The following is a 19,417-nucleotide window of genomic DNA, read 5'->3' as shown; positions in this document are numbered from 1 at the left end:
ATGGGAGTGAGTCTTGAGGTGAGCGACGGCGTCGCGCGGATCGGGCTCGACGACGGCAAGGTCAATGTGATGTCGACCACGATGCTGGGCGAGATCGGCGCGGCCTTCGACCGGGCCGAAAAGGAAGCTGAGATCGTGGTGCTGCGCTCGGCGCGGCCCGGCATCTTCTCGGCCGGCTTCGATCTCAAGGTGTTCGCGTCGGGTGATGCCGCCAAGAGCCTCGAGATGGTCCGCGCCGGCGCCGAGCTTGCGCTGCGGCTGATGTCGTTTCCGCATCCGATCGTCGGCGTGATGGAAGGTCACGCCTTTCCGATGGGGACGTTCCTGCTGCTCGCCTGCGACGTCAGGCTGGGCGCGCGCGGACCGCATCGCATGGGATTGAACGAGGTCGCGATCGGCATCGCGCCGCCGAGCTTTGCCATCGAGCTCGCGCGCAGCCGCCTGCATCCGGCCTGGCTCAGCCGCACCGTCACGCTCGGCGAGATGTACGAGCCCGAGGAGGCGTTGACCGCCGGCTTCCTCGATCGGGTGGTTGCGCCCGAAGCCGTCGACAAAGCCCTTGAGGAGGCCGTCACGGCGTTGCGCGCGATCCACAAGCCGTCGCATGCGACCGCGAAGCAGCGCCTGCGTCAGCCCGCGATGGACGCGATGCGGATGGCGATCGACCGTGAACTGACCAAGGCTGCCTATGAGGCGAGCAGCCGGGCGCGCAGCGCGGTGGCGATGCCCGGTTGACGCCGCCTGTCCGACGGAAAAGACCCGGCCGATCTGGCGCAATTCCAGGGAAACGTGTAGAGCGGTTTCATGAGCACCAGCACCGTCAACGTCGTCGCCCACCCCCTGGTCCAGCACAAGCTCTCGCTGATGCGGGAGAAGGATCGCTCGACCAAGAGCTTTCGCGAGATCCTGAACGAGATCGGGATGCTGCTCGGCTACGAGGTGACGCGTGATTTGCCGCTGGAGCTGGTCGATATTGAAACGCCGATCGCACCGATGCAGGCGCCCAAGATTGCCGGCAAGAAGCTCACGCTGGCGCCGATCCTGCGCGCCGGCGTCGGCTTCCTCGACGGCATGCTGGCGCTGATGCCCTCGGCGCGCATCGCCCATATCGGGCTCTACCGCGACCCCGAGACGTTGCAAGCCGTGGAATATTACTTCAAGGCGCCGCAGGACCTGTCCGACCGGGCCGTGATCCTGATGGATCCGATGCTGGCGACCGGCAACTCGGCCTGCGCCGGTGCCTCCCTGCTCAAGGCCCGCGGCGCCCGCGACATCCGCTTCGTGTGCCTTCTGGCCGCGCCCGAGGGCATCGCCCAGTTCCAGAGCGAACACCCGGACGTGCCGATCTGGACCGCCGCGATCGACGAGCGGCTCAACGACCACGGCTACATCGTGCCGGGCCTGGGCGATGCCGGCGACCGGATGTTCGGCACCAAGTAGACAGGTTGGCGCGATCGGGTTACTCCCCTTGCCATGAGTGCCAACGCGTCTTCGCTGCAATCGCTGATCCGGACCGAGGCCGCCGCCGATCCCGCCTTCGTATGCGACGGCACGCGGGTCTCGCGCGCTGAGTTCTCCGAAAGGATCGAGCAGACCGCGGCCTGGCTTGCGGCACAAGGCATCGGCAAGGGCGACGTGGTCGCAGTCTGGCTGGTCAACCGGATCGAATGGGTCGCGCTGCTGTTCGCCGCCGCAAGATGTGGCGCGATCGTCGCGGCCGTCAATACACGCTACCGGAGCGCGGAGGTCGCGCATTTGCTCAAGCTATCCGGTGCCAGGCTGATGGTGGTCGAGGCCGCATTCCGCTCGGTGGATTTTGCCGCGATCCTCGCCGACATCGCCAAGGACGAGGTGCCGGCGCTGCAACGGCTCGCGGTGATCGGTGCGGATGCGATCCCGGCGCACTGGCCCTGCGTGCGGTTCGATGCTTTCGACAGACGCTATCCGCCGGCGCCACCCGCGCAGGACGACGTGGATCAGCCGGTCCTGCTCTACACCACGTCAGGCACCACCAAGGGGCCGAAGCTCGTGGCGCATTCGCAGCGGACGCTGGCGGGCCATGCCATCTCCGTGGCCAAGGCGCTTCGGCTCGATCCGCAGCGTCATTCGCTGCTGGCCATGCTGCCGTTCTGTGGCACCTTCGGCATGACGAGCCTGCTCGGCTTTGTCGCGGCGGGTGCGACCGTCCACGTGCTCGATGCCTTCGAGGCGGCGCCGGCGCTGAAGATCCTCGGCGAGCACAGGATCACGCACTCGTTCGGATCGGACGAGATGTTCCGGCGCATCCTCGCCCTCACCGATGCACCCCGGCCATTTCCGCATCTGGAAGTCTGCGGCTTCGCCGCGTTCCAGCCTGGCCGGCGCGAGCTTGCCGCGGAGGCCGAGGCGCGCGGCCTGCCGCTGTTCGGCCTCTACGGGTCGAGCGAGGTTCAGGCCCTATTCTCGATCGCCCGCCCCGTCGATGCCTTCGCCGACCGCATCGAGGGCGGCGGCTGGCCGATGTCGGCCGACGCAAAGGTGCGCGTGCGCGACACCGAGACCGGCGAGCTTGCGGCTAGCGGCATTTCCGGCGAGATCGAGATCAACGCGCCGTCAAGTTTCCTCGGCTATTTCAACAATCCGGATGCGACGCGCGATGCGCTCACCGCGGACGGGTTCTTCCGCACCGGCGACATCGGCCGGCTGCGGGGCGACGGCTCCTTCGTCTACGAGACCCGCGCGGGCGATGCCATGCGGCTCGGCGGCTTCCTCGTCGCGCCCGGCGAGATCGAGGACGAGCTCAAATCATGCAACGGCGTGGCCGACGCCCAGGTGGTTGCAGTCGATCTCAAGGGTCAGGCGCGCTGCGTCGCCTTCGTGATCCCGGCGAAGGAGCCGCCAATGCAGGAGACGCTGGTCGCGCGCCTGCGCGAGCGGCTCGCCGGCTACAAGGTCCCGGCCCGGATCTATGTGGTGGAGGCCTTCCCCGTCACCGACAGCGCCAATGGCGTGAAGATCCAGCGCGCCAGGCTTCGCGCCATGGCGATGGAGCGGATCGCCGCCGAATAGGCGAGCCCATTTGGTTTGCGCCACAAGGCTCGTTCAGTACGACTTCGCGAGCCCCAGCACCTTCTCCGCGATGAAGCTGAGCGCGAGCTGCGGGCTGACCGGCGCGATGCGCGGGATCAGCACTTCTCGCAAGTAGCGCTCGACGTGGAATTCCTTGGCGTAGCCGAAGCCGCCGTGGGTCATCACGGCCTGCTCGCAGGCCGAGAAGCCCGCTTCGCCCGCAAGGTATTTTGCGGCATTGGCCGCGGCGCCACAGGGCATGCCCTTGTCATATTGCCAGGCCGCCGACATCACCATCAGCCAGGCCGCCTCGAGTTCGACCCAGTTCACCGCGAGCGGATGCTGGATGCCCTGGTTCTTGCCGATCGGACGGTTGAACACCACGCGCGTCTTGGCATATTCAGTGGCGCGCGCCAGCGCCAGCTTGCCGAGGCCAACCGCCTCCGCCGCGATCAGGATGCGCTCGGGGTTCATGCCTTCGAGGATGTACTGAAAACCCTTGCCCTCCTCGCCGATGCGATCCTCCATCGGGATCTCAAAATCTTCGAAGAACAGCTCGTTGGAATCGACGATCTTGCGCCCCATCTTCTCGATCTCGTGGACCTTGATTCTGGTGCGGTCGAAATCGGTGTAGAACAGGCTGAGGCCGTGGGTCGGCGAGCGCACCTCTTCCAGCGGCGTGGTGCGGGCCAGCAACAGGATCTTGTGCGCGACCTGCGCGGTCGAGATCCACACCTTCTGGCCGTTGACGATGTAACGGTCGTTCTTGGCGACCGCACGGGTCTTCAGCTGCGTGGTGTTGAGGCCGGTGTTGGGCTCGGTGACGGCAAAGCACGCCTTCTCGCGGCCCTCCACCATCGGCGGCAGCATGCGCCTTCGCTGCTCCTCGGTGCCGAACACGACCACCGGATTGAGGCCGAACACGTTGATGTGCACGGCGGATGCGCCAGACATGCCGGCGCCGCACTCGGCGATGGTGCGCATCATGATCGCAGCTTCGGTGATGCCGAGCCCCGAGCCGCCATATTCCTCCGGCACGCAGATGCCAAGCCAGCCGGCGTCGGCAAGTGCTTTATGAAAATCGTGCGGGAAGCCGCCGTCATGGTCCTTCTTCAGCCAGTAGGCATCCGGAAAGCCTTCGCAGATCTTGGCGATGGCATCGCGAATGGCTTCCTGCTGATCGGTGAGCGCGAAATCCATGATCTTGATCTCCGTCTTGGGAGCCGCGACCGCGCCATCTCCCTTCTCTTCGCGTTCCCCGCTCAAAGGCCGTGGCCGCTTGCGTCGCGCCCTGACGTGTCCTTGCCTGGGTTCTTAGCTCGAAAAACCGCGTACAGATACGTGAATTTGTCTATCAACTGTGTCTACCATGCATAGGGTCATGCGACGTAAAGCTATGAGCGCGCCGTTATTTCGCAGGGAGGAAACCGCGATGGCCGGACTTTATTTCGAAGACTTTTCCGTAGGCCAGGAGTTCAGGCATCCGCTGACCCGGACCGTCACGGAGATGGACAACACCATGTTCAGCCTGCTGACCCTCAATCCGCAGCCGCTGCATATCGATGCGCATTTCGCCGAAAAGACCGAATTCGGCCAGCGCATTTTCAACAGCCTTTACACCCTCGGCATCATGATCGGCATGACGGTCTATGATACGACCATGGGGACCACCGTTGCCAATCTCGGCATGACCGACGTGACCTTTCCAAAACCGGTCTTCCATGGCGACACGTTGCGGGCTACGACAAAGGTGCTCTCGGTGCGGGAATCCAAATCGCGGCCCAAGGCCGGCATCGTCGAGTTCGAGCACCATGCCTTGAACCAGAACGACGAGATCGTCGGCAAATGCCGCCGCATGGCGATGATGCACAAGAGGCCGGTCTGATGCGTTCGATGCTGTTCGTGCCGGGCGATTCCCCGCGCAAATTCGAGAAGGCGAGCGAAGGCAAGGTCGACGCGCTGATCATCGACCTCGAGGATTCCGTCGTCACCGAGAAGAAGGCGGAGGCGCGCGGGTTGACGCTGACGATGCTGAAGGGCCGCCCCGGCCCGCACCAGCTCTATGTTCGCGTCAACGCGCTCGACACCGGCATGACGCTCGCCGATCTCGCCGCGGTGATGCCGGGCAAGCCCGACGGCATCGTGCTGCCGAAATCGCAGGGCGGTGATGACGTAAGGCAGGTCGCAACCTGGCTCGAAGCCTTGGAAGCCGCGGCCGGCACGGAGGTTGGCTCAACCCGCATCGTTTGCGTGGCGACTGAAACCGCAGGTTCGATCTTTGGCCTCGGCAGCTACAAGGGCTGCTCCCCTCGCCTCGCCGGCTTGATGTGGGGCGCGGAAGATCTCTCGGCTTCGCTCGGAGCCACCGAAAAGGCGTCCGGCGGCGTGTTCCACAGCCCCTATCGTCTCGCGCGCGATCTCTGCCTGATGGCGGCGGCCGCGGCCGAGGTCGCGCCGATCGATACCGTCTATACCGACATCGATAACCTCGCGGGCCTGGAAGCCGAAACACGCGCGGCACGCCGCGACGGGTTTTCCGCCAAGGCGCTGATCCATCCCAAGCATGTCGACGTCGTCAACGCCGCCTTCGCGCCGACCGAAGCCGAACGCACCTGGGCGGAGAAAGTGATCGCGGCGTTTGCCAGCAATCCCAATTCCGGAACGCTGCGGCTCGACGGCCAGATGATCGACAAGCCGCACCTTCGCGCCGCCAAGAAGATCCTCGGCCAGCCCTAGGGCAGGCCGGGGGCTGCGGCCGAAGACGTCGGCTTGAAGCTGCGGCCTTAGTCGAACCCCTGAACCGGCGGCGCCGAGGCTTGCGCCGGAGCGGCGGGAGCGGCCTGAACCGGCGGAGCCGGATTGCCAGCAGCTCGCATCTGACCGTTGGCTGCCATCGCCTCGCGGGTGCGCGTCGGGCTCCTGGTCGCGGCCGCGCGGCGCGGCGGCGGCCGATGTCCTGCCGAGTGCGAACCTCTCATACCCCAGGACCGAGCGATCGAAGGTCCGGCAGTGTAGCCGATCAAGGCTCCGGCAACCGCCCCGACCGGGCCCAGCACGACCGCGCCGGAGACGGCACCGAGTGCTGCATCGCCGGCGCGCTCCTGCGCAACCGCGCTCACGGGCACACAGGCCAGCATTGCGACAGCAGTAATTAGAGCCTTGGTCATCGGAGCGCCTCCCTCGCGGAAAATCACTCGTTCCCAAATATGGCCACAGGAGGTTCGCTTGCCGGCCAACAAATGGCAATCGGCGGGTGGAACTCCCTTGGCGCAGGGCTGCCGCCGCCAACCGGCGGTTGCGACGGCGGCGTGGAGCTACACGATCTTGATCGACATATCAGGCAAGCCCTCGAGCTTGCACAGCAGCACGTCGCCCTTCACGACGGGACCGACATTCTCCGGCGTGCCGGAATAGATGATATCGCCGGCTTTCAATTCGAAGGCTTCCGACAGCTTTGCGATCTGCTCGGCCACGTTCCAGATCATCTTGCTGAGATCCGAGTTCTGCTTCACCGTGCCGTTGATCGCCAGCGAGATGGCGCCCTTCTCGAAATGGCCGGTCTTGCTGGCCGGATGAATCGGGCCGATCACCGCGGCGTGGTCAAAACTCTTGCCGATCTCCCAGGGCTTCTTCTCCGCGGCCATGCCATTCTGGAGGTCGCGCCGGGTCATGTCGAGGCCGAGCGCGTAGCCATAGACGTGGTCGAGCGCCTTATCGACCGGGATATTGGTGCCGCCTGATTTCAGGGCGGCGACAAGCTCGACCTCGTGATGATAGTTCTTGGTCAGTGACGGATAGGGATGATCGGCGACCTCGCCGACCGCGACGTTCTGGATCGCGTCCGTCGGCTTCTGGAAGAAGAACGGCGGCTCGCGGTTGGGGTCCGAGCCGCGCTCGATCGCGTGCGCTGCGTAGTTGCGCCCGATGCAGTAGATGCGGCGGACCTGAAACACCTGGCTCTCGCCGACGATCGGGATCGTCACCATCGGCACTGGAAAGATCGGCTTCGGTCCGGCCTGCGCTGCGGCCGGCGCAGCTTCGGCGATGCCCGCCGCTGTCATCGCGGCTGCGGCAGTGAGCACGTCGCGTCGAGACGTCTTCGTCATGGTTCTGTTCCCTGGCTTGGGGGAGGTTTCCTCAGGGGCGTTCTTAGAACCAAACGGTCCGCAGGCCAATGGCCCGGCTGCTGCATCTTGAGTCGCGAGACGATCGACATCAGGATTTCAGCGAACTCCGCGCCGTCTCCGGCGCCATCAGCGTCGCGACGATCGTGATGATGGAGAGGGCGATGATGTAGACGGACACGGCCCAGTACGAGCCGGCCCACGCCAGCAGCGCAGTCGCAATCAGCGGCGAGAAGCCGCCGCTCAGCGCCGCCGCGACATTGGCCCCGAGCGAGGCTCCGCTGTAGCGCACCTGGGTGCGGAACAACTCCGGCATGAACGCGGCCTTCGGCCCGAATAGCAGCGCATGGGTCAGCGTCATCGTGACGACGAGCGCCAGCGTGATCAGCGCCGGCTCCTTCGTATCGAGGAACCAGAACAACGGAAACGCCAGCGCCACCGAGAACACGCCGCCGGCAAGGTATAGAGCCTTGCGTCCGAAGATGTCGGACAGCCAGCCGGCGAGCGGCAGCGTCGCGAACTCGACGAGGGCGGCATAGACCACGGCATCCAGGATCACCTGGCGCGGCAGCCCGAGCTTCGTCGTGGCATAGACCACGGTGAAGACGGTGAGGAGATAAGCAAGCCCGACCTCGGACACCGTGATGCCGATCGCCAGCAGAAAGCTGCGCCAGTCGCGGCGGAGCACTTCCAGCACCGGCTGCGCCAGCACCTCCTTGCGCTCGACCACCTCCTTGAAGTGCGGCGTCTCCGCGAGCTTGAGCCGCACGATGAAGCCGACACCGACGAGCAGGATGCTGATCAGGAACGGCACGCGCCAGCCCCAGCTCAGGAAATCGGCTTCGGGCAGCTTGGTCATCAGGCCGAAAATGCCGGTCGATGCGGCAACGCCGACGGGAAAGCCGATCTGCACCAGGCTGCCATAGAAGCCGCGGCGATTGCCGGCATGCTCGATCACCATGACGACCGCGCCGCTCCATTCGCCGCCCAGGCCGATGCCCTGGACGAAGCGCAGCACGATGAGCAGGATCGGCGCCCACACGCCGATCTGGCTGTAGGTCGGCAGGCAGCCGATCAGGAAGGTGCCGAGCCCCATCGCGATCATGGTCGCGACCAGCATGGTCTTGCGGCCGAGCCGGTCGCCGTAGTGGCCGATGATGGCGCCGCCGATCGGCCGCGCCACGAAACCGACCGCATAGGTCGAGAACGCCGCCAGCGTGCCGACGAAGGGATCGAAGCTCGGGAAGAACAGCTTGTTGAAGACCAGCGCCGCCGCCGTGCCGTAGATCAGGAAGTCGTACCATTCGATGGCGGTGCCGAGCGCGCTCGCCCACACCACATGCGCCGTCGTCGATTTCTCCGCCGCCGCGGAGACTCCCGTTGCTGCCGTCATGCCCTGCCCCAGAGATTCCCGCGAGCATCATGGCCAATCGTGCCGAGGGTTGCAACCTGCAGGGGTGATGGCTCTCACAGGATAACAACGCGGGATTTTGTGCGCGCCCGTGTCGCAACATCCGTCATTGCGAGGAGCTCTTGCGACGAAGCAATCCAGGCTGGCTCCGGGAGAGAGTCTGGATTGTTTCCGCCTTCGCCAAGGCTTCGGCGGACAAGTCGCTGAGTTCGCAATCACGGGCGCTGAAGCAGCGGTGCCCCCTGTCGTCTCATCCGCCGAGAGGAACTCATTCCGGACCCCGAATTCACCATTGACAAACTTATTTGCTTATATCTAATTCCACTCAAGGACAGCCAGCCGCGCCATGCGGTCAATAAGAGAGAGGAAACAACGATGAGAGGGCTTCTGGCCTGCGCCATGCTCGCGGCCATGACTTCGGCAGCCATGACCACAGTCGCCACCGCGCAAGTCTCCGACGACGCGGTGCGGATCGGCGTGCTGACGGATCTGTCGAGCTGGGGCCGCGACAACTCAGGGCCGGGCTCGGTCGAGGCCGCGAAGATGGCGGTGGAGGAATTCGGGCCGACCGTGCTCGGCAAGCCGATCGAGATCATCAGCGCCGATCACCAGATGAAGACCGACGTCGGCGTGCAGATCGTGCGCGGCTGGTTCGACAACGGCAAGGTCGACGCCGTCGTCGACATCCCCAACTCCGGCATCGCGATCGCCGTCCACAACATGGTGCGCGAGCGGGGCAAGGTCGCGTTGCTTTCCGGCCCCGGCGCAAGCTCGCTGACCGACGAGCTGTGCAGCCCGAACACCGTGCACTTCACCTACGATACCTACGCGCTGTCGAAGGTGACGGCCTCCGCCGTGATCAAGGAGGGTGGTAAGTCCTGGTACTTCATCACCGCGGACTACGCCTTCGGCCAGCAGCTCGAGAAGGACGCCACGCGCTTCGTCAACGAGATGGGCGGAAAGGTCCTGGGCGGCGTCAAGCATCCGACCAACACCGCGGACTTCTCCTCCTTCGCGCTCCAGGCGCAAAGCTCGAAATCCGACGTCGTCGCCTTCGCCAATGCCGGCCAGGACACCGACAACGCGATCAAGCAGTCCGGCGAGTTCGGCCTCGTCCAGGGTGGCCAGAAGCTCGTCGGCCTCCTGATGTTCGACACCGACGTACACGCGATCGGCCTCAAGGCCGCGCAGGGCACCTACATGACCACGGCCTCGTACTGGGCCATGGACGAAGCAACGCGCGCCTGGTCGAAGAAGTTCTACGAGCGCACCAAGGTGATGCCGACCATGATCCAGACCGGCGTCTACGGCTCGGTGCTGCACTATCTGAAGGCCATCAAGGCGGCCGGCACCGACGATTCCGCCAAGGTGATGGCCAAGATGCGCGAGCTGCCGATCGAGGATACATTCGTCCATGGCGGCAAGTTGCGCGAGGACGGCCGCGTCATCCGCGACATGTATCTCGCCAAGGTGAAGAAGCCCGAGCAGTCGAAGGAGCCGTGGGATTACCTGGACATCGTCAAGACCGTGAAGGGCGAGGACGCCTTCCGCCCGGTCTCCGAGTCCAAATGTCCGCTCCTGAAGAAGTGAGGCCAAGATGACCGGCAGCGAGCATAGCGCAATTGAGACTTACGAGTGCGATGTGCTCGTGGCCGGATCAGGCTGCTCCGGCATGTCGGCCGCGATCACCGCGCGCCATCGCGGCCTCGACGTGCTGATCGTCGAGAAGGAACCGCGCTTTGGCGGCACCACCGCCCGCTCCGGCGGCTGGCTCTGGATTCCCGGCACGTCGCTGGCAAAGGCCTACGGCATCGCCGAGACGCCGGAGCAGGCCCGCACCTATTTGCGGCACGAGGCCGGCAACAATTACGACGCGGCACGCGTCGATGCATTTCTCTCGGCCGGTCCCGAGGCCGTCGATTTCTTCACCACCAAGACCGCGCTGCGCTTCGACATGCCGCTGGTGTTTCCCGACTACCACGCCGAAGCACCCGGCGGCGCACAAGGCGGTCGCTCCATGGTGACGCGCCCGTTCGACGGCCGCGAGCTCGGCGACCTCATCAAGTCGCTGGGCATGCCGCTGCCCGAGCTCACCGTGTTCGGCATGATGCTGGGAAGCGGCAAGGAGATCATCCACTTCATGCGGGTGACGAAGTCGCTGACTTCCGCGGTCTACGTCGCCAAGCGCTTGTCGCGTCACCTGATGGACGTGCTGCGCTACGGCCGCGGCATGACGTTGACCAACGGCAATGCGCTCGCAGGGCGGCTGGCGAAATCCGCCCAGGATCTGAACATCCCGATGTGGCTGTCCTCGCCCGTGCGCGAGCTGACGGTCGAGAACGGCGCGGTGACGGGTGCCATCGTTTCGCGAGAGGGACGCGAGGTGCGCGTCCGCGCAAGGCAAGGCGTGGTGCTGGCCTGCGGCGGCTTCCCGCATGATGTGGAGCGGCGCAAGAAGATGTTTCCGCACGCCCCGACCGGCAACGAGCATTTCTCGCCGGGGCCGACCGGCAACACCGGCGACGGACTGCGTCTTGCGGAGCGCGCCGGCGGACATATCGAGGACCGGCTGCCGAACGCGGCGGCCTGGGTGCCGGTGTCGCTGACCACGCGCAAGGACGGTTCCAAGGGCGTGATGCCGCACTTCATCGACCGCGCCAAGCCCGGCGTGATCGCGGTGATGCGCGACGGCAAGCGCTTTGCCAATGAGGGCAATTCCTATCACGACTTCGTCCAGGCCATGATCAAGGCCGCCAAGCCCGGCGAGGAGATCGCCGCCTTCCTGGTCTGCGATCACCCAACGCTGCGCAAATACGGTCTCGGCTGCGTGCCGCCGTTCCCGATGCCGCTGGGTCATCACCTCAATACCGGCTATCTCATGCGCGGCGACACGCTGGAGGCGCTGGCGGCGAAGGCCGGCATCGATGCCAAGGCATTCGCCGAGACCGTCAAGCAGTTCAATGCCACCGCGCCGCAAGGCCATGACGCCGCCTTCGGCAAGGGCTCGAAGGCCTATAATCGCTACCAGGGTGACGCGATGCACGGCCCCAACCCTTGCGTCGCGCCGATCGAGAACGGGCCTTTCTACGCCATCAAGATGGTGATCGGCGATCTCGGCACCTATGCCGGCATCGTCACCGACGCGAACGCGCGGGCGCTCGATGCCGAGGGCCGGGTCATTCCCGGGCTCTATGCCGCCGGCAACGACATGGCGAGCATCATGGGCGGCAATTACCCCGGGGCCGGCATCACGCTTGGGCCGGCGCTGACCTTCGGCTACATTGCCGGCCGTCATCTCGCCGACAGCGCCGCCAAGCGCGACGCGGCGTAAGCCAAGCGCATCGGAGGCGCATGAAGAGGGAAAGCCGCGGCATCCAGTCCATCGAGGTCGGCGGGGAGCTGCTCCGCGCGCTCGCAAGGTGCGGCGAGCCGATGATGCTGCGCGATCTCGCGCGCGAGGCCGGCATGTCGCCGGCCAAGGCGCACCCTTATCTCGCCAGCTTCTCCCGCATCGGGCTGATCGAGCAGGACGAGACCACCGGCCGTTATGAGATCGGCGCGCTGGCGCTGGAGCTCGGCCTGATCAGCCTGCGCCGCCTCTCCGGCGTGCGCATCGCAAGGCCGAAGATCGCCGCGCTCGCGAGTCAGATCGGACATGCGGTCTCACTGGCAGTCTGGGGCACGTACGGCCCGACCGTCGTCCAGCTCGAAGAGCCGGCCCAGCCGGTCCACATCGTGATGCGCGCGGGCTCGGTGATGGCGCTGCTGGAGACGGCCACGGGCCGCGCCTTTGCGGCGTTCCTGCCGGAGAAGACCATCAACGCCGCGCTGGAGAGCGGGCTCGATCGTCACGGCGTCGGTTACAATCCGAAGCGCACCGTGAAGGGCGCCAAGGTCGCCGAGATGCTGACGGAGGTCCGCAAGCACGGCCTCGCCCGCGCGCTCGGCGATCCCCTGCCCGGCGTCAACGCCTTCTCGGCCCCCGTGTTCGATCATTCCGGCCATGTCGCGCTGGTCATCACGGCGATGGGGCCGGAAGGCACGTTCGATGCGCGCTGGGACAGCCCGATCGCGCATGCGTTGCGGGATTGTGCCGGCGGCATCTCGAAGCGGCTCGGCTACGGGATGACGGTTGCGGCGGAGTGAGGGCCTACTTCTCCTTCACCGGCACCGTGTAATTCAGGATCAGCCTTCCACCATCCGGATAGATCGTCTGCCCGGTAATGTAGGACGCATCGTCGCTCGCCAGGAACGCGACGACGGACGCCACCTCGCTCGGCTCGCCGCCGCGGCCGGCCGGCGTGCGTGACATCACGGTTTTGCGGGCATCCTCCGAGGTGTAGATCGACGACGCCACCATGTCGGTCAAAATCGTGCCCGGTCCGACTGCGACGACGCGGATGTTGTGCGGGGCGAGCGCGACGGCGGCGACCGAGGTCAGCTGCTTCATGCCGCCCTTGGACATCGCGTAGGTCGCCAGCGCCGGGATCGCCAGCAGCGCGTTCACCGAGGACATGTTGATGATGACCCCACCGCCGCCTTGCGCGATCATCTGCTTCGCCGCCGCCTGGACGCCGAAGAACGCGCCCTTCAAATTGATGCCGATGATCTCGTCGAATTCCTCTTCGGATATCTCCAGGATGTCCCGGTTGCGGGCGACGCCGGCATTGTTGACCATGATGTCGAGCCGGCCGAATTCCTTCACGGCGGTGGCGACGAGCTGGTCGACGTCGGCGCGCTTGGCGACATTGCCGACGACGGTGCGCAAGGCCTCCGGACGTCCGAGCTCGGCCGCCGTCGCGGCGAGGCCCTCGGCATCGACGTCCGAGATCACGACCTTGACGCCGTCATCCAAAAATCTCTTCGCGCAGGCCTTGCCGATGCCGCGCGCCGCACCGGTGATGGCGGCGACCTTGCCGGATAACTTCATGGGCTCGCTCCAGGACTTGTGACGATCTCACGGACGCGTTCACGCAAAGACGCGCGGGCGCAGTCCGGCGTGAAACCAGGTGATCATGGAATAGATGTCGTAGACCGGCAACCCGACCTCGGCCTGCAACGCTGCCGCATAAGGCGGCATGTTGGTGCATTCGAGCACGATCGCGCCGACATCGGGATTTTTGGCGACAAGCTCCTTGCCGGCCTCGACCACGTCACGCTCGGCCTGCGCGATGTCCATATCGTCCTTCTCGGCCTTGATCAGGACGCGGAAGAATTCCTTGCCGTTCTCGGTGCCGACCAGCGGCGTGTCGAGCGGCACGCCGGCGCCCTCGAGATGAGCCGGCGTCAAGGTCGAGCCCGACACCGTGACGAGGCCGACGCGCTTGCCCGGCGGCAAGGTCGCCTGCACCCACGGCACTTGCATCAGCGACGAGGTCGCAACGGGAACGCCGACCGCGGCCGCGATCTCCTTCTGGAACAGCGAGAGGAAGCCGCAATTGGTGGTGATGGCTTCGGCGCCGAGCCGCACCAGATCCTTGGCGGCATCGATGAAGTCGGGCAGCAGGCCGGCCGCGCCCTTCAGCACCACCTTCTCCGGCGAAGCCCCGCTCACCACGCGATAGAGCACGGGGAATGGCCAGGTCGTGCCGTTGCCCATGTCGCCGGGAATGCGGGGGAAGCGCGCTTCCAGCATCAAGATGCCGAGCGGCGCGCCATAGATGGCCTTGCCGCCACGGGCGATGCGGGAGAACGAATTGGCTGAAAGGGTCATGCCGCGACCTCAGAGGAAACGTTCGGGCGCAAACGGCGCCAGCGGAATCTCGGGCGGCTTGCCGCTGAGCAACTGCGCGACGAGCCGGCCGGTACGGGCCGAGCCGACCAGCCCGACATGGCCATGGCCGAAGGCATAGACGATGTCACGCGAGGCGCGCGCATAGCCGATGCAGGGACGTCCATCCGGCATGCTCGGCCGATGGCCGAACCAGGTTTTGATGCGCGAGGCCGGAATGTCTTTCGGCAGTTTTGGAAACATGCTGACAAGGTGGTTGCGCAGGATTTCGGCGCGCTTCCAGTTCGGCTCGGCCTGAAGGCCGGCGATCTCGACCGTGCCGGCGGCGCGCAGGCCCTTGTCGGTCCAGTTCACCACCATCTTGGCGTCGGATGCCATCATCGAGCTGCGCGGACCTGACTCCGGGTTCTCTATCATGACATGGTAGCCGCGCTCGGTCTCGAGCGGCAAGGGATCGCCGACCGATGCGGTGAGCTGTTTTGATCGGGCGCCGGCCGCAACGACGGCAGCATCGCAGGCGATCTCGCCGGTCTCGGTGAGGACAGCGACGAGCTTGTCGCCGTTCAGCCTCAAGCCGGTCGCCTTGGCCCGCATATGCGTGACGCCACTGGCGATCGCATGATTGGCAAGCGCCGCGACATAAGCACCGGGATCGCGGCAGCGCCCGGCCTCCTCCACCACCACGCCAAAGGTGTAGCGCGGATGCAGATCGGGCTCGCGCTGGCGCATCTCGTCGGCGTTGAGCTCCAGCCATTCGACGCCGACCTTCTTGCGCAGGCGCCAGCCGAGATCATTGTCGAAATTGCCGCGCGACGGAAACACATGCATCACGCCATTGCGCTCGATCAGCTCGGGCACGCCGGCCTCCTCCGCCAGCTTCCGGTGCAGCAGCGGCGCGTCCTTCAACAGGTCGCGCAGCGCAAAGGCCGTTGTCTCGACCCGCGCCTCGGTCCAGCCCGAGAGCAGATATTTGATCAGCCAGGGCAGCGCCTTCGGCAAATACGACCAGCGGATCGCGAGCGGCCCGAGCGGGTCCATTAGATAGCCCGGCACCTTCTTCCAGATGCCCGGCTCCGCCGGCGGGATCACCGAATGCGACGACAGCCAGCCGGCATTGCCATAGCTCGCCGCCTGTTCGCCGCCGGGCTCGCCCGGATCGATCAGCGTGACGCGATGGCCCTCGCGCAAGGCCTCGATGGCGCTGATGACACCGACCGCGCCGGCTCCGACGATCGCAACGTGGCGACCCGTCGTCATCGCTTACGCCTTCACCGCGGGCGCAAAGTCCTTGCCGACCGAGATCGCGCGCGGGTCGATGATGCAGTGGAGGATCGACGGCTTGCCGGAGGCCAGCGCACGCTCGAACGCCGGCGCGAACTCTTCGGTGCGCTCAACGCGCTCGCCATGGCCGCCGAATGCCTTCGCGTACATCGCGAAATCAGGGTTCTTGAGCTGGGTGCCGACGACGCGGCCGGGATAGTCACGTTCCTGATGCATGCGGATGGTGCCGTATTGCGAATTGTCGACGACGATCACGACCAGCGGCGCGTCATACTGCACGGCGGTCGCGAATTCCTGACCGTTCATCAGAAAGCATCCGTCGCCGGCAAAGGCGACGACGGTGCGATCCGGATATTGCCGCTTGGCGAGAACTGCCGCCGGGACGCCGTAGCCCATCGAGCCCGAGGTCGGCGCCAGCTGCGCCGCAAAGCTGTGGAAGCGGTGATGGCGGTGGATCCAGCCGGCATAATTGCCGGCGCCGTTGCAGACGATCGCGTCCTTCGGCAGCCGGTCGCGCAGCCAGGTCATGACCTGGCCGTACTGGAACGTGCCCGGCAGCTCGCGCGCCTTCTCGGTCCAGGCGAGATAATCGGCATGCGCCTTGGCGGCCTCGCCCTTCCAGGCCACCGCGCCTGAAGGCTTCAGCGTCTCGACGGCGGCGGCGAACGCGGCGGGCGTCGCCTGGATCGCGAGCGCCGGCTGATAGACCCGGCCGAGCTCTTCGGAGCCGGGATGCACATGGATCAGCTTCTGCTGCGGGGTCGGAATATCGAGCAGCGTGTAGGACGAGGACGGCATCTCCGACATGCGGCCGCCGACGAGGAGCACGACATCGGCGTTGTCGATGCGCGCCTTCAGCCCCGGGCTCGGCCCGATGCCGAGATCGCCGGCGTAATGCGAATGGTCGGCATCGATCAGCGAGGCCCGGCGGAACGAGGTCGCGACCGGCAGGTCGAAGCGCTCGGCAAAGCGGGCGATGCTCCTGGTCGCCTCATCCGTCCAGCGCGAGCCGCCGAGGATGACGAGCGGCGCCTTGGCGCTCGCCAGCATCGCGCCGAGCTTCTCGATATCCGCAGGCGCGGGCCAGCTCACGGCCGGCTCGATGCGCATGGCATCCGCAACGGCGGCGGTCTCGGTCAGCATGTTCTCGGGAAGCGAGATCACGACGGGACCGGGGCGGCCCTGCATGGCGACGCGGAAGGCGCGCGCCACCAGCTCCGGAATGCGATCGGGACGATCGATCTCGACCGCCCACTTCGCCATGGTGCCGAACACCGCCTTGTAGTCCAGCTCCTGGAACGCCTCGCGCTCGCGCATGCCGGTGTCGACCTGGCCGACGAACAGGATCATCGGCGTCGAATCCTGCATCGCGATGTGGACGCCGTGGCTGGCATTGGTGGCGCCGGGGCCGCGCGTGACGAAGCAGATGCCGGGCCGCCCGGTCAGCTTGCCGTAGGCCTCCGCCATCATCGCCGCGCCGCCTTCGGCGCGGCAGATCATGACGTCGATCGGGCCGTCATGCAGCGCATCGAGCGCGGCCAGATAGCTCTCGCCCGGCACACAGGTGACGCGCTCGACCCCTTGCGCGACCAGCTGGTCGATCAGGATCTGGCCCCCGGTACGGGTGTTGCGGATGGTCATGACGGCTCCCTCAAGGCTCTGGCGATGCGCTATTATTCGGAGACTGCGTAGGACAGGCCGAGAGGGCGCGCAAGATCGAAAGGCTTCTCGCAGCCTGCGCAGACGTCATGCCCGTCGGTGCCGTTTGCACGACGCCTGTTCGTCGGGCTTGGTGCAGGGATTGCGGTTGGCACGTCATTGCGAGGAGCCCGCGACAGAATTGCGTAGCAATTTTGCGCTGGTGCGACGAAGCAATCCAGTGCCGTAGGGTGGGTAAAGGCGCACTTGCGCCGCGCCCACGATCTCCCTCCATCAGCAACAAGAGCGTGGGCACGCTGCGCTTTGCCCACCCTACGATATCGGTTGTGACTCGCAGACATGCCTCCACCTTCTCGCGGCGCTTCCGCCCGAGTTTTGCTGTCCGCTTCACGCCCTCTCCGAAGAAAAAGGGCGCAGGGAAGGCCGGGTGCCGGCTGGCACCCGCAAGACCCCCGTGCGAAGACATTGCACACGCAATGCACGAGGGAGACACAGGGCAGCCGATCATCCGGCCTTCCCTGCGCGATGTTTGACGGCCTATGGCGCGCTCTCCCCGGAGACGAGTTCCTGCTTGCCTCCGTCACCCCGCGGATTGGCGGCGCGCTTCGCCCGGTCGGGCTCGGCGCACCTCCGCAAGGCTTGGCTGTAGCAACGACAGCCAGGACCACGCGATTTGGCCGTACGCTTCAAGCGCCGTTCGTCCGCACGAAGCCTGGACCTCACGGGGTTCTCCCGCCCTGCTCCCGCCTCTCGTGCACGACGCTGCCTGCGTCCACCGCTCCCCGATCCGCGGCTCGTGACGACGTACGACCGCCCCTTTCGCCGGATCAGGATGACCGACACATACGCCGAAACCGAATTTCGGTAAAGTGGAATATTTTTGTGCGCGGCAATTGACAGAGGGCGACACAGGACGATGGCGTAGCCCGGATGGAGCGCCAGCGTAATCCGGGACGGTGTGAGATGCCGGGCGAAGGCCCCGGATTACGCTAACGCTCCATCCGGGCTACGAGCGCTGAAATAATAAGGCCTGACGCTGCATCAAGCCGCAATCAAGCGATGGCTACCGCGCTTCGACGTCTTCGTTTACGATCCGGACGAAACCAAATCGTCGAGGACACCGGAATGCAAACCATCGGTCTGATCGGGGGCATGAGCTGGGAGAGCACGGCGCTCTACTACAAGCTCATCAATGAGCGGGTCCGCGACCGCATTGGCAAGCTGCATTCGGCGCCGCTCCTGCTGTATTCCTACGATTTCGAAGAGATCAAGCAGATGCAATACGCGGGTCGCTGGAGCGAGGCGGCGGCCAGCCTGGCGGAGGTCGCGCGGCGTCTTGAAGGCGCCGGCGCGCGGGCGATCGTGCTGTGCACGAACACGATGCACAAGCTGGCGCCCGACATCATCTCCAGCGTGACCGTTCCGTTCATCCACCTTGGCGACGCGACGGCGCAGCGGATCCGGGCGAGAGGATATCGGCGGGTCGGGCTGCTCGGCACCAAGTTCACGATGGAGGAGGACTTCTACATCGACCGGCTGCGCGCGCATGATCTCGACGTGCTGGTCCCTCACCCTGTGGCGCGCGCCGACGTGAACCGCATCATCTACGACGAGCTGTGCCTCGGTATCGTCGCCGACCCCTCGCGCCGCCGCTATCAGGAGGTGATGGCAGCGCTGGTCGCCGCCGGCGCCGAGTGCATCATCCTCGGCTGCACCGAGATCACGATGCTGGTCGGCCCTGACGACACATCGGTCGAGACGTTCGACACCACGGCCATTCACGCGGAGACGGCGGCAGATTTCGCGATTGGGTGATCTTGAGCACCCCTCTCGCCACGTCATTGCGAGCGCAGCGAAGCAATCCAGAGTCTTTCCGCAGAGGGATTTCCGGATTGCTTCGCTGCGCTCGCAATGACGGTGTGGAGGGGGCTTTCGTATAGCAGTCATCTGACTCGCGGAGAGTCCCCCTCACCCGGATTTGCATCTGCGATGCAATGCGGCCTCTCCCCGCACGTGGCAGGGGAATCGCATATGGGTTTTGTCTAGCTATTGCATTGGAAGGCAAGATGGATTCTGAAGACGACTCCCGGAAGACGGAGGGGGTCGGATGCAGAAGTTCAGAAAGGCCTTTCGGCGGTTGCCGGACCCGCGCGCGGACAATGC

17 protein-coding genes are annotated in these 19,417 nt (G+C 65.6%); 9 read left to right on the top strand and 8 right to left on the bottom strand.

From position 1 onward, the window contains the following. From GGD65_RS08670 to GGD65_RS08660, 3 genes are all read left to right on the top strand, one after another. The gene (locus tag GGD65_RS08670; RefSeq protein WP_246783237.1) at nucleotides 1–735 is read left to right on the top strand and encodes a crotonase/enoyl-CoA hydratase family protein; all 735 of its coding nucleotides are present in this window, start codon (nucleotides 1–3) and stop codon (nucleotides 733–735) included. 69 nt (nucleotides 736–804) lie between these two features. Beyond that, complete coding sequence (gene upp, locus GGD65_RS08665; protein ID WP_018318498.1) at nucleotides 805–1,440, top strand: uracil phosphoribosyltransferase; 636 nt, start codon at nucleotides 805–807, stop codon at nucleotides 1,438–1,440. A 33-nt stretch (nucleotides 1,441–1,473) separates the two neighbouring features. Next, nucleotides 1,474–3,048 (top strand): AMP-binding protein, encoded by a 1,575-nt coding sequence (locus GGD65_RS08660; RefSeq protein ID WP_183235011.1) that lies wholly within the window; start codon nucleotides 1,474–1,476, stop codon nucleotides 3,046–3,048. Between the two features lie 33 nt (nucleotides 3,049–3,081). Here the strand turns inward: GGD65_RS08660 and GGD65_RS08655 are convergent, their stop codons facing one another. Further along, entirely contained in the window at nucleotides 3,082–4,248 is a 1,167-nt protein-coding gene (locus GGD65_RS08655) for an acyl-CoA dehydrogenase family protein (RefSeq protein WP_183235010.1), read from the bottom strand. Between the two features lie 181 nt (nucleotides 4,249–4,429). Between GGD65_RS08655 and GGD65_RS08650 the strand changes: the two genes are divergently transcribed. Together GGD65_RS08650 and GGD65_RS08645 are read left to right on the top strand one after the other, a co-directional pair. Further along, nucleotides 4,430–4,933, top strand: a complete 504-nt coding sequence (locus GGD65_RS08650; RefSeq protein ID WP_338313716.1) for a MaoC family dehydratase — start codon at nucleotides 4,430–4,432, stop codon at nucleotides 4,931–4,933. Continuing rightward, nucleotides 4,933–5,784, top strand: a complete 852-nt coding sequence (locus GGD65_RS08645) for a CoA ester lyase (RefSeq protein ID WP_183235009.1) — start codon at nucleotides 4,933–4,935, stop codon at nucleotides 5,782–5,784. Before GGD65_RS08650 ends, GGD65_RS08645 begins: the two co-directional genes overlap by 1 nt. Before the next feature lie 47 nt (nucleotides 5,785–5,831). On the opposite strand, the gene GGD65_RS08640 is transcribed toward GGD65_RS08645, so the two are convergent. The 3 genes from GGD65_RS08640 to GGD65_RS08630 all read right to left on the bottom strand — a co-directional run bounded on the left by GGD65_RS08640 (nucleotide 5,832) and on the right by GGD65_RS08630 (nucleotide 8,565). Beyond that, entirely contained in the window at nucleotides 5,832–6,215 is a 384-nt protein-coding gene (locus GGD65_RS08640) for a hypothetical protein (protein WP_049814890.1), read from the bottom strand. A gap of 147 nt (nucleotides 6,216–6,362) precedes the next feature. Beyond that, nucleotides 6,363–7,154: a fumarylacetoacetate hydrolase family protein gene (locus tag GGD65_RS08635; protein WP_179739166.1), complete on the bottom strand. Its 792-nt coding sequence runs from the start codon at nucleotides 7,152–7,154 to the stop codon at nucleotides 6,363–6,365. Between the two features lie 109 nt (nucleotides 7,155–7,263). Continuing rightward, complete coding sequence (locus tag GGD65_RS08630; protein ID WP_092253712.1) at nucleotides 7,264–8,565, bottom strand: MFS transporter; 1,302 nt, start codon at nucleotides 8,563–8,565, stop codon at nucleotides 7,264–7,266. A 393-nt stretch (nucleotides 8,566–8,958) separates the two neighbouring features. Here GGD65_RS08630 and GGD65_RS08625 point away from each other — a divergent pair, with 393 nt between their 5' ends. From GGD65_RS08625 to GGD65_RS08615, 3 genes are read left to right on the top strand one after another with little or no spacing between them, the layout of a single operon-like run. Further along, nucleotides 8,959–10,173, top strand: a complete 1,215-nt coding sequence (locus tag GGD65_RS08625; protein WP_018318490.1) for an ABC transporter substrate-binding protein — start codon at nucleotides 8,959–8,961, stop codon at nucleotides 10,171–10,173. 7 nt (nucleotides 10,174–10,180) lie between these two features. Further along, nucleotides 10,181–11,914, top strand: a complete 1,734-nt coding sequence (locus tag GGD65_RS08620) for an FAD-dependent oxidoreductase (RefSeq protein ID WP_183235008.1) — start codon at nucleotides 10,181–10,183, stop codon at nucleotides 11,912–11,914. 20 nt (nucleotides 11,915–11,934) lie between these two features. Further along, the gene (locus GGD65_RS08615) at nucleotides 11,935–12,729 is read left to right on the top strand and encodes an IclR family transcriptional regulator (protein ID WP_018318488.1); all 795 of its coding nucleotides are present in this window, start codon (nucleotides 11,935–11,937) and stop codon (nucleotides 12,727–12,729) included. Between the two features lie 4 nt (nucleotides 12,730–12,733). On the opposite strand, the gene GGD65_RS08610 is transcribed toward GGD65_RS08615, so the two are convergent. Genes GGD65_RS08610 through GGD65_RS08595 form a run of 4 tightly spaced genes read right to left on the bottom strand, consistent with a single transcriptional unit; the run spans nucleotide 12,734 to nucleotide 17,236 of the window. After that, nucleotides 12,734–13,513: an SDR family NAD(P)-dependent oxidoreductase gene (locus tag GGD65_RS08610; protein WP_183235007.1), complete on the bottom strand. Its 780-nt coding sequence runs from the start codon at nucleotides 13,511–13,513 to the stop codon at nucleotides 12,734–12,736. A 39-nt stretch (nucleotides 13,514–13,552) separates the two neighbouring features. Continuing rightward, nucleotides 13,553–14,296: an aspartate/glutamate racemase family protein gene (locus tag GGD65_RS08605; RefSeq protein WP_183235006.1), complete on the bottom strand. Its 744-nt coding sequence runs from the start codon at nucleotides 14,294–14,296 to the stop codon at nucleotides 13,553–13,555. A 9-nt stretch (nucleotides 14,297–14,305) separates the two neighbouring features. Then, nucleotides 14,306–15,571 (bottom strand): FAD-binding oxidoreductase, encoded by a 1,266-nt coding sequence (locus GGD65_RS08600; protein ID WP_183235005.1) that lies wholly within the window; start codon nucleotides 15,569–15,571, stop codon nucleotides 14,306–14,308. A gap of 3 nt (nucleotides 15,572–15,574) precedes the next feature. Continuing rightward, nucleotides 15,575–17,236, bottom strand: coding sequence for a thiamine pyrophosphate-binding protein (locus GGD65_RS08595; protein ID WP_183235004.1), 1,662 nt, complete (start codon nucleotides 17,234–17,236; stop codon nucleotides 15,575–15,577). 1,143 nt (nucleotides 17,237–18,379) lie between these two features. On the opposite strand from GGD65_RS08595, the gene GGD65_RS08590 reads away from it, so the two are divergent. Further along, on the top strand, nucleotides 18,380–19,069 hold the full coding sequence (locus tag GGD65_RS08590; RefSeq protein WP_183235003.1) for an aspartate/glutamate racemase family protein: 690 nt from the start codon (nucleotides 18,380–18,382) through the stop codon (nucleotides 19,067–19,069). The last annotated feature ends 348 nt before the right edge of the window (nucleotides 19,070–19,417 follow it).

Origin of the sequence: Bradyrhizobium sp. CIR18, from assembly GCF_014198295.1 — a bacterium.
In the GTDB taxonomy this organism is placed as follows: domain Bacteria; phylum Pseudomonadota; class Alphaproteobacteria; order Rhizobiales; family Xanthobacteraceae; genus Bradyrhizobium.
Note: the sequence above shows the minus strand (reverse complement) of the source record. Positions and strands in the feature narration are given on the sequence as shown.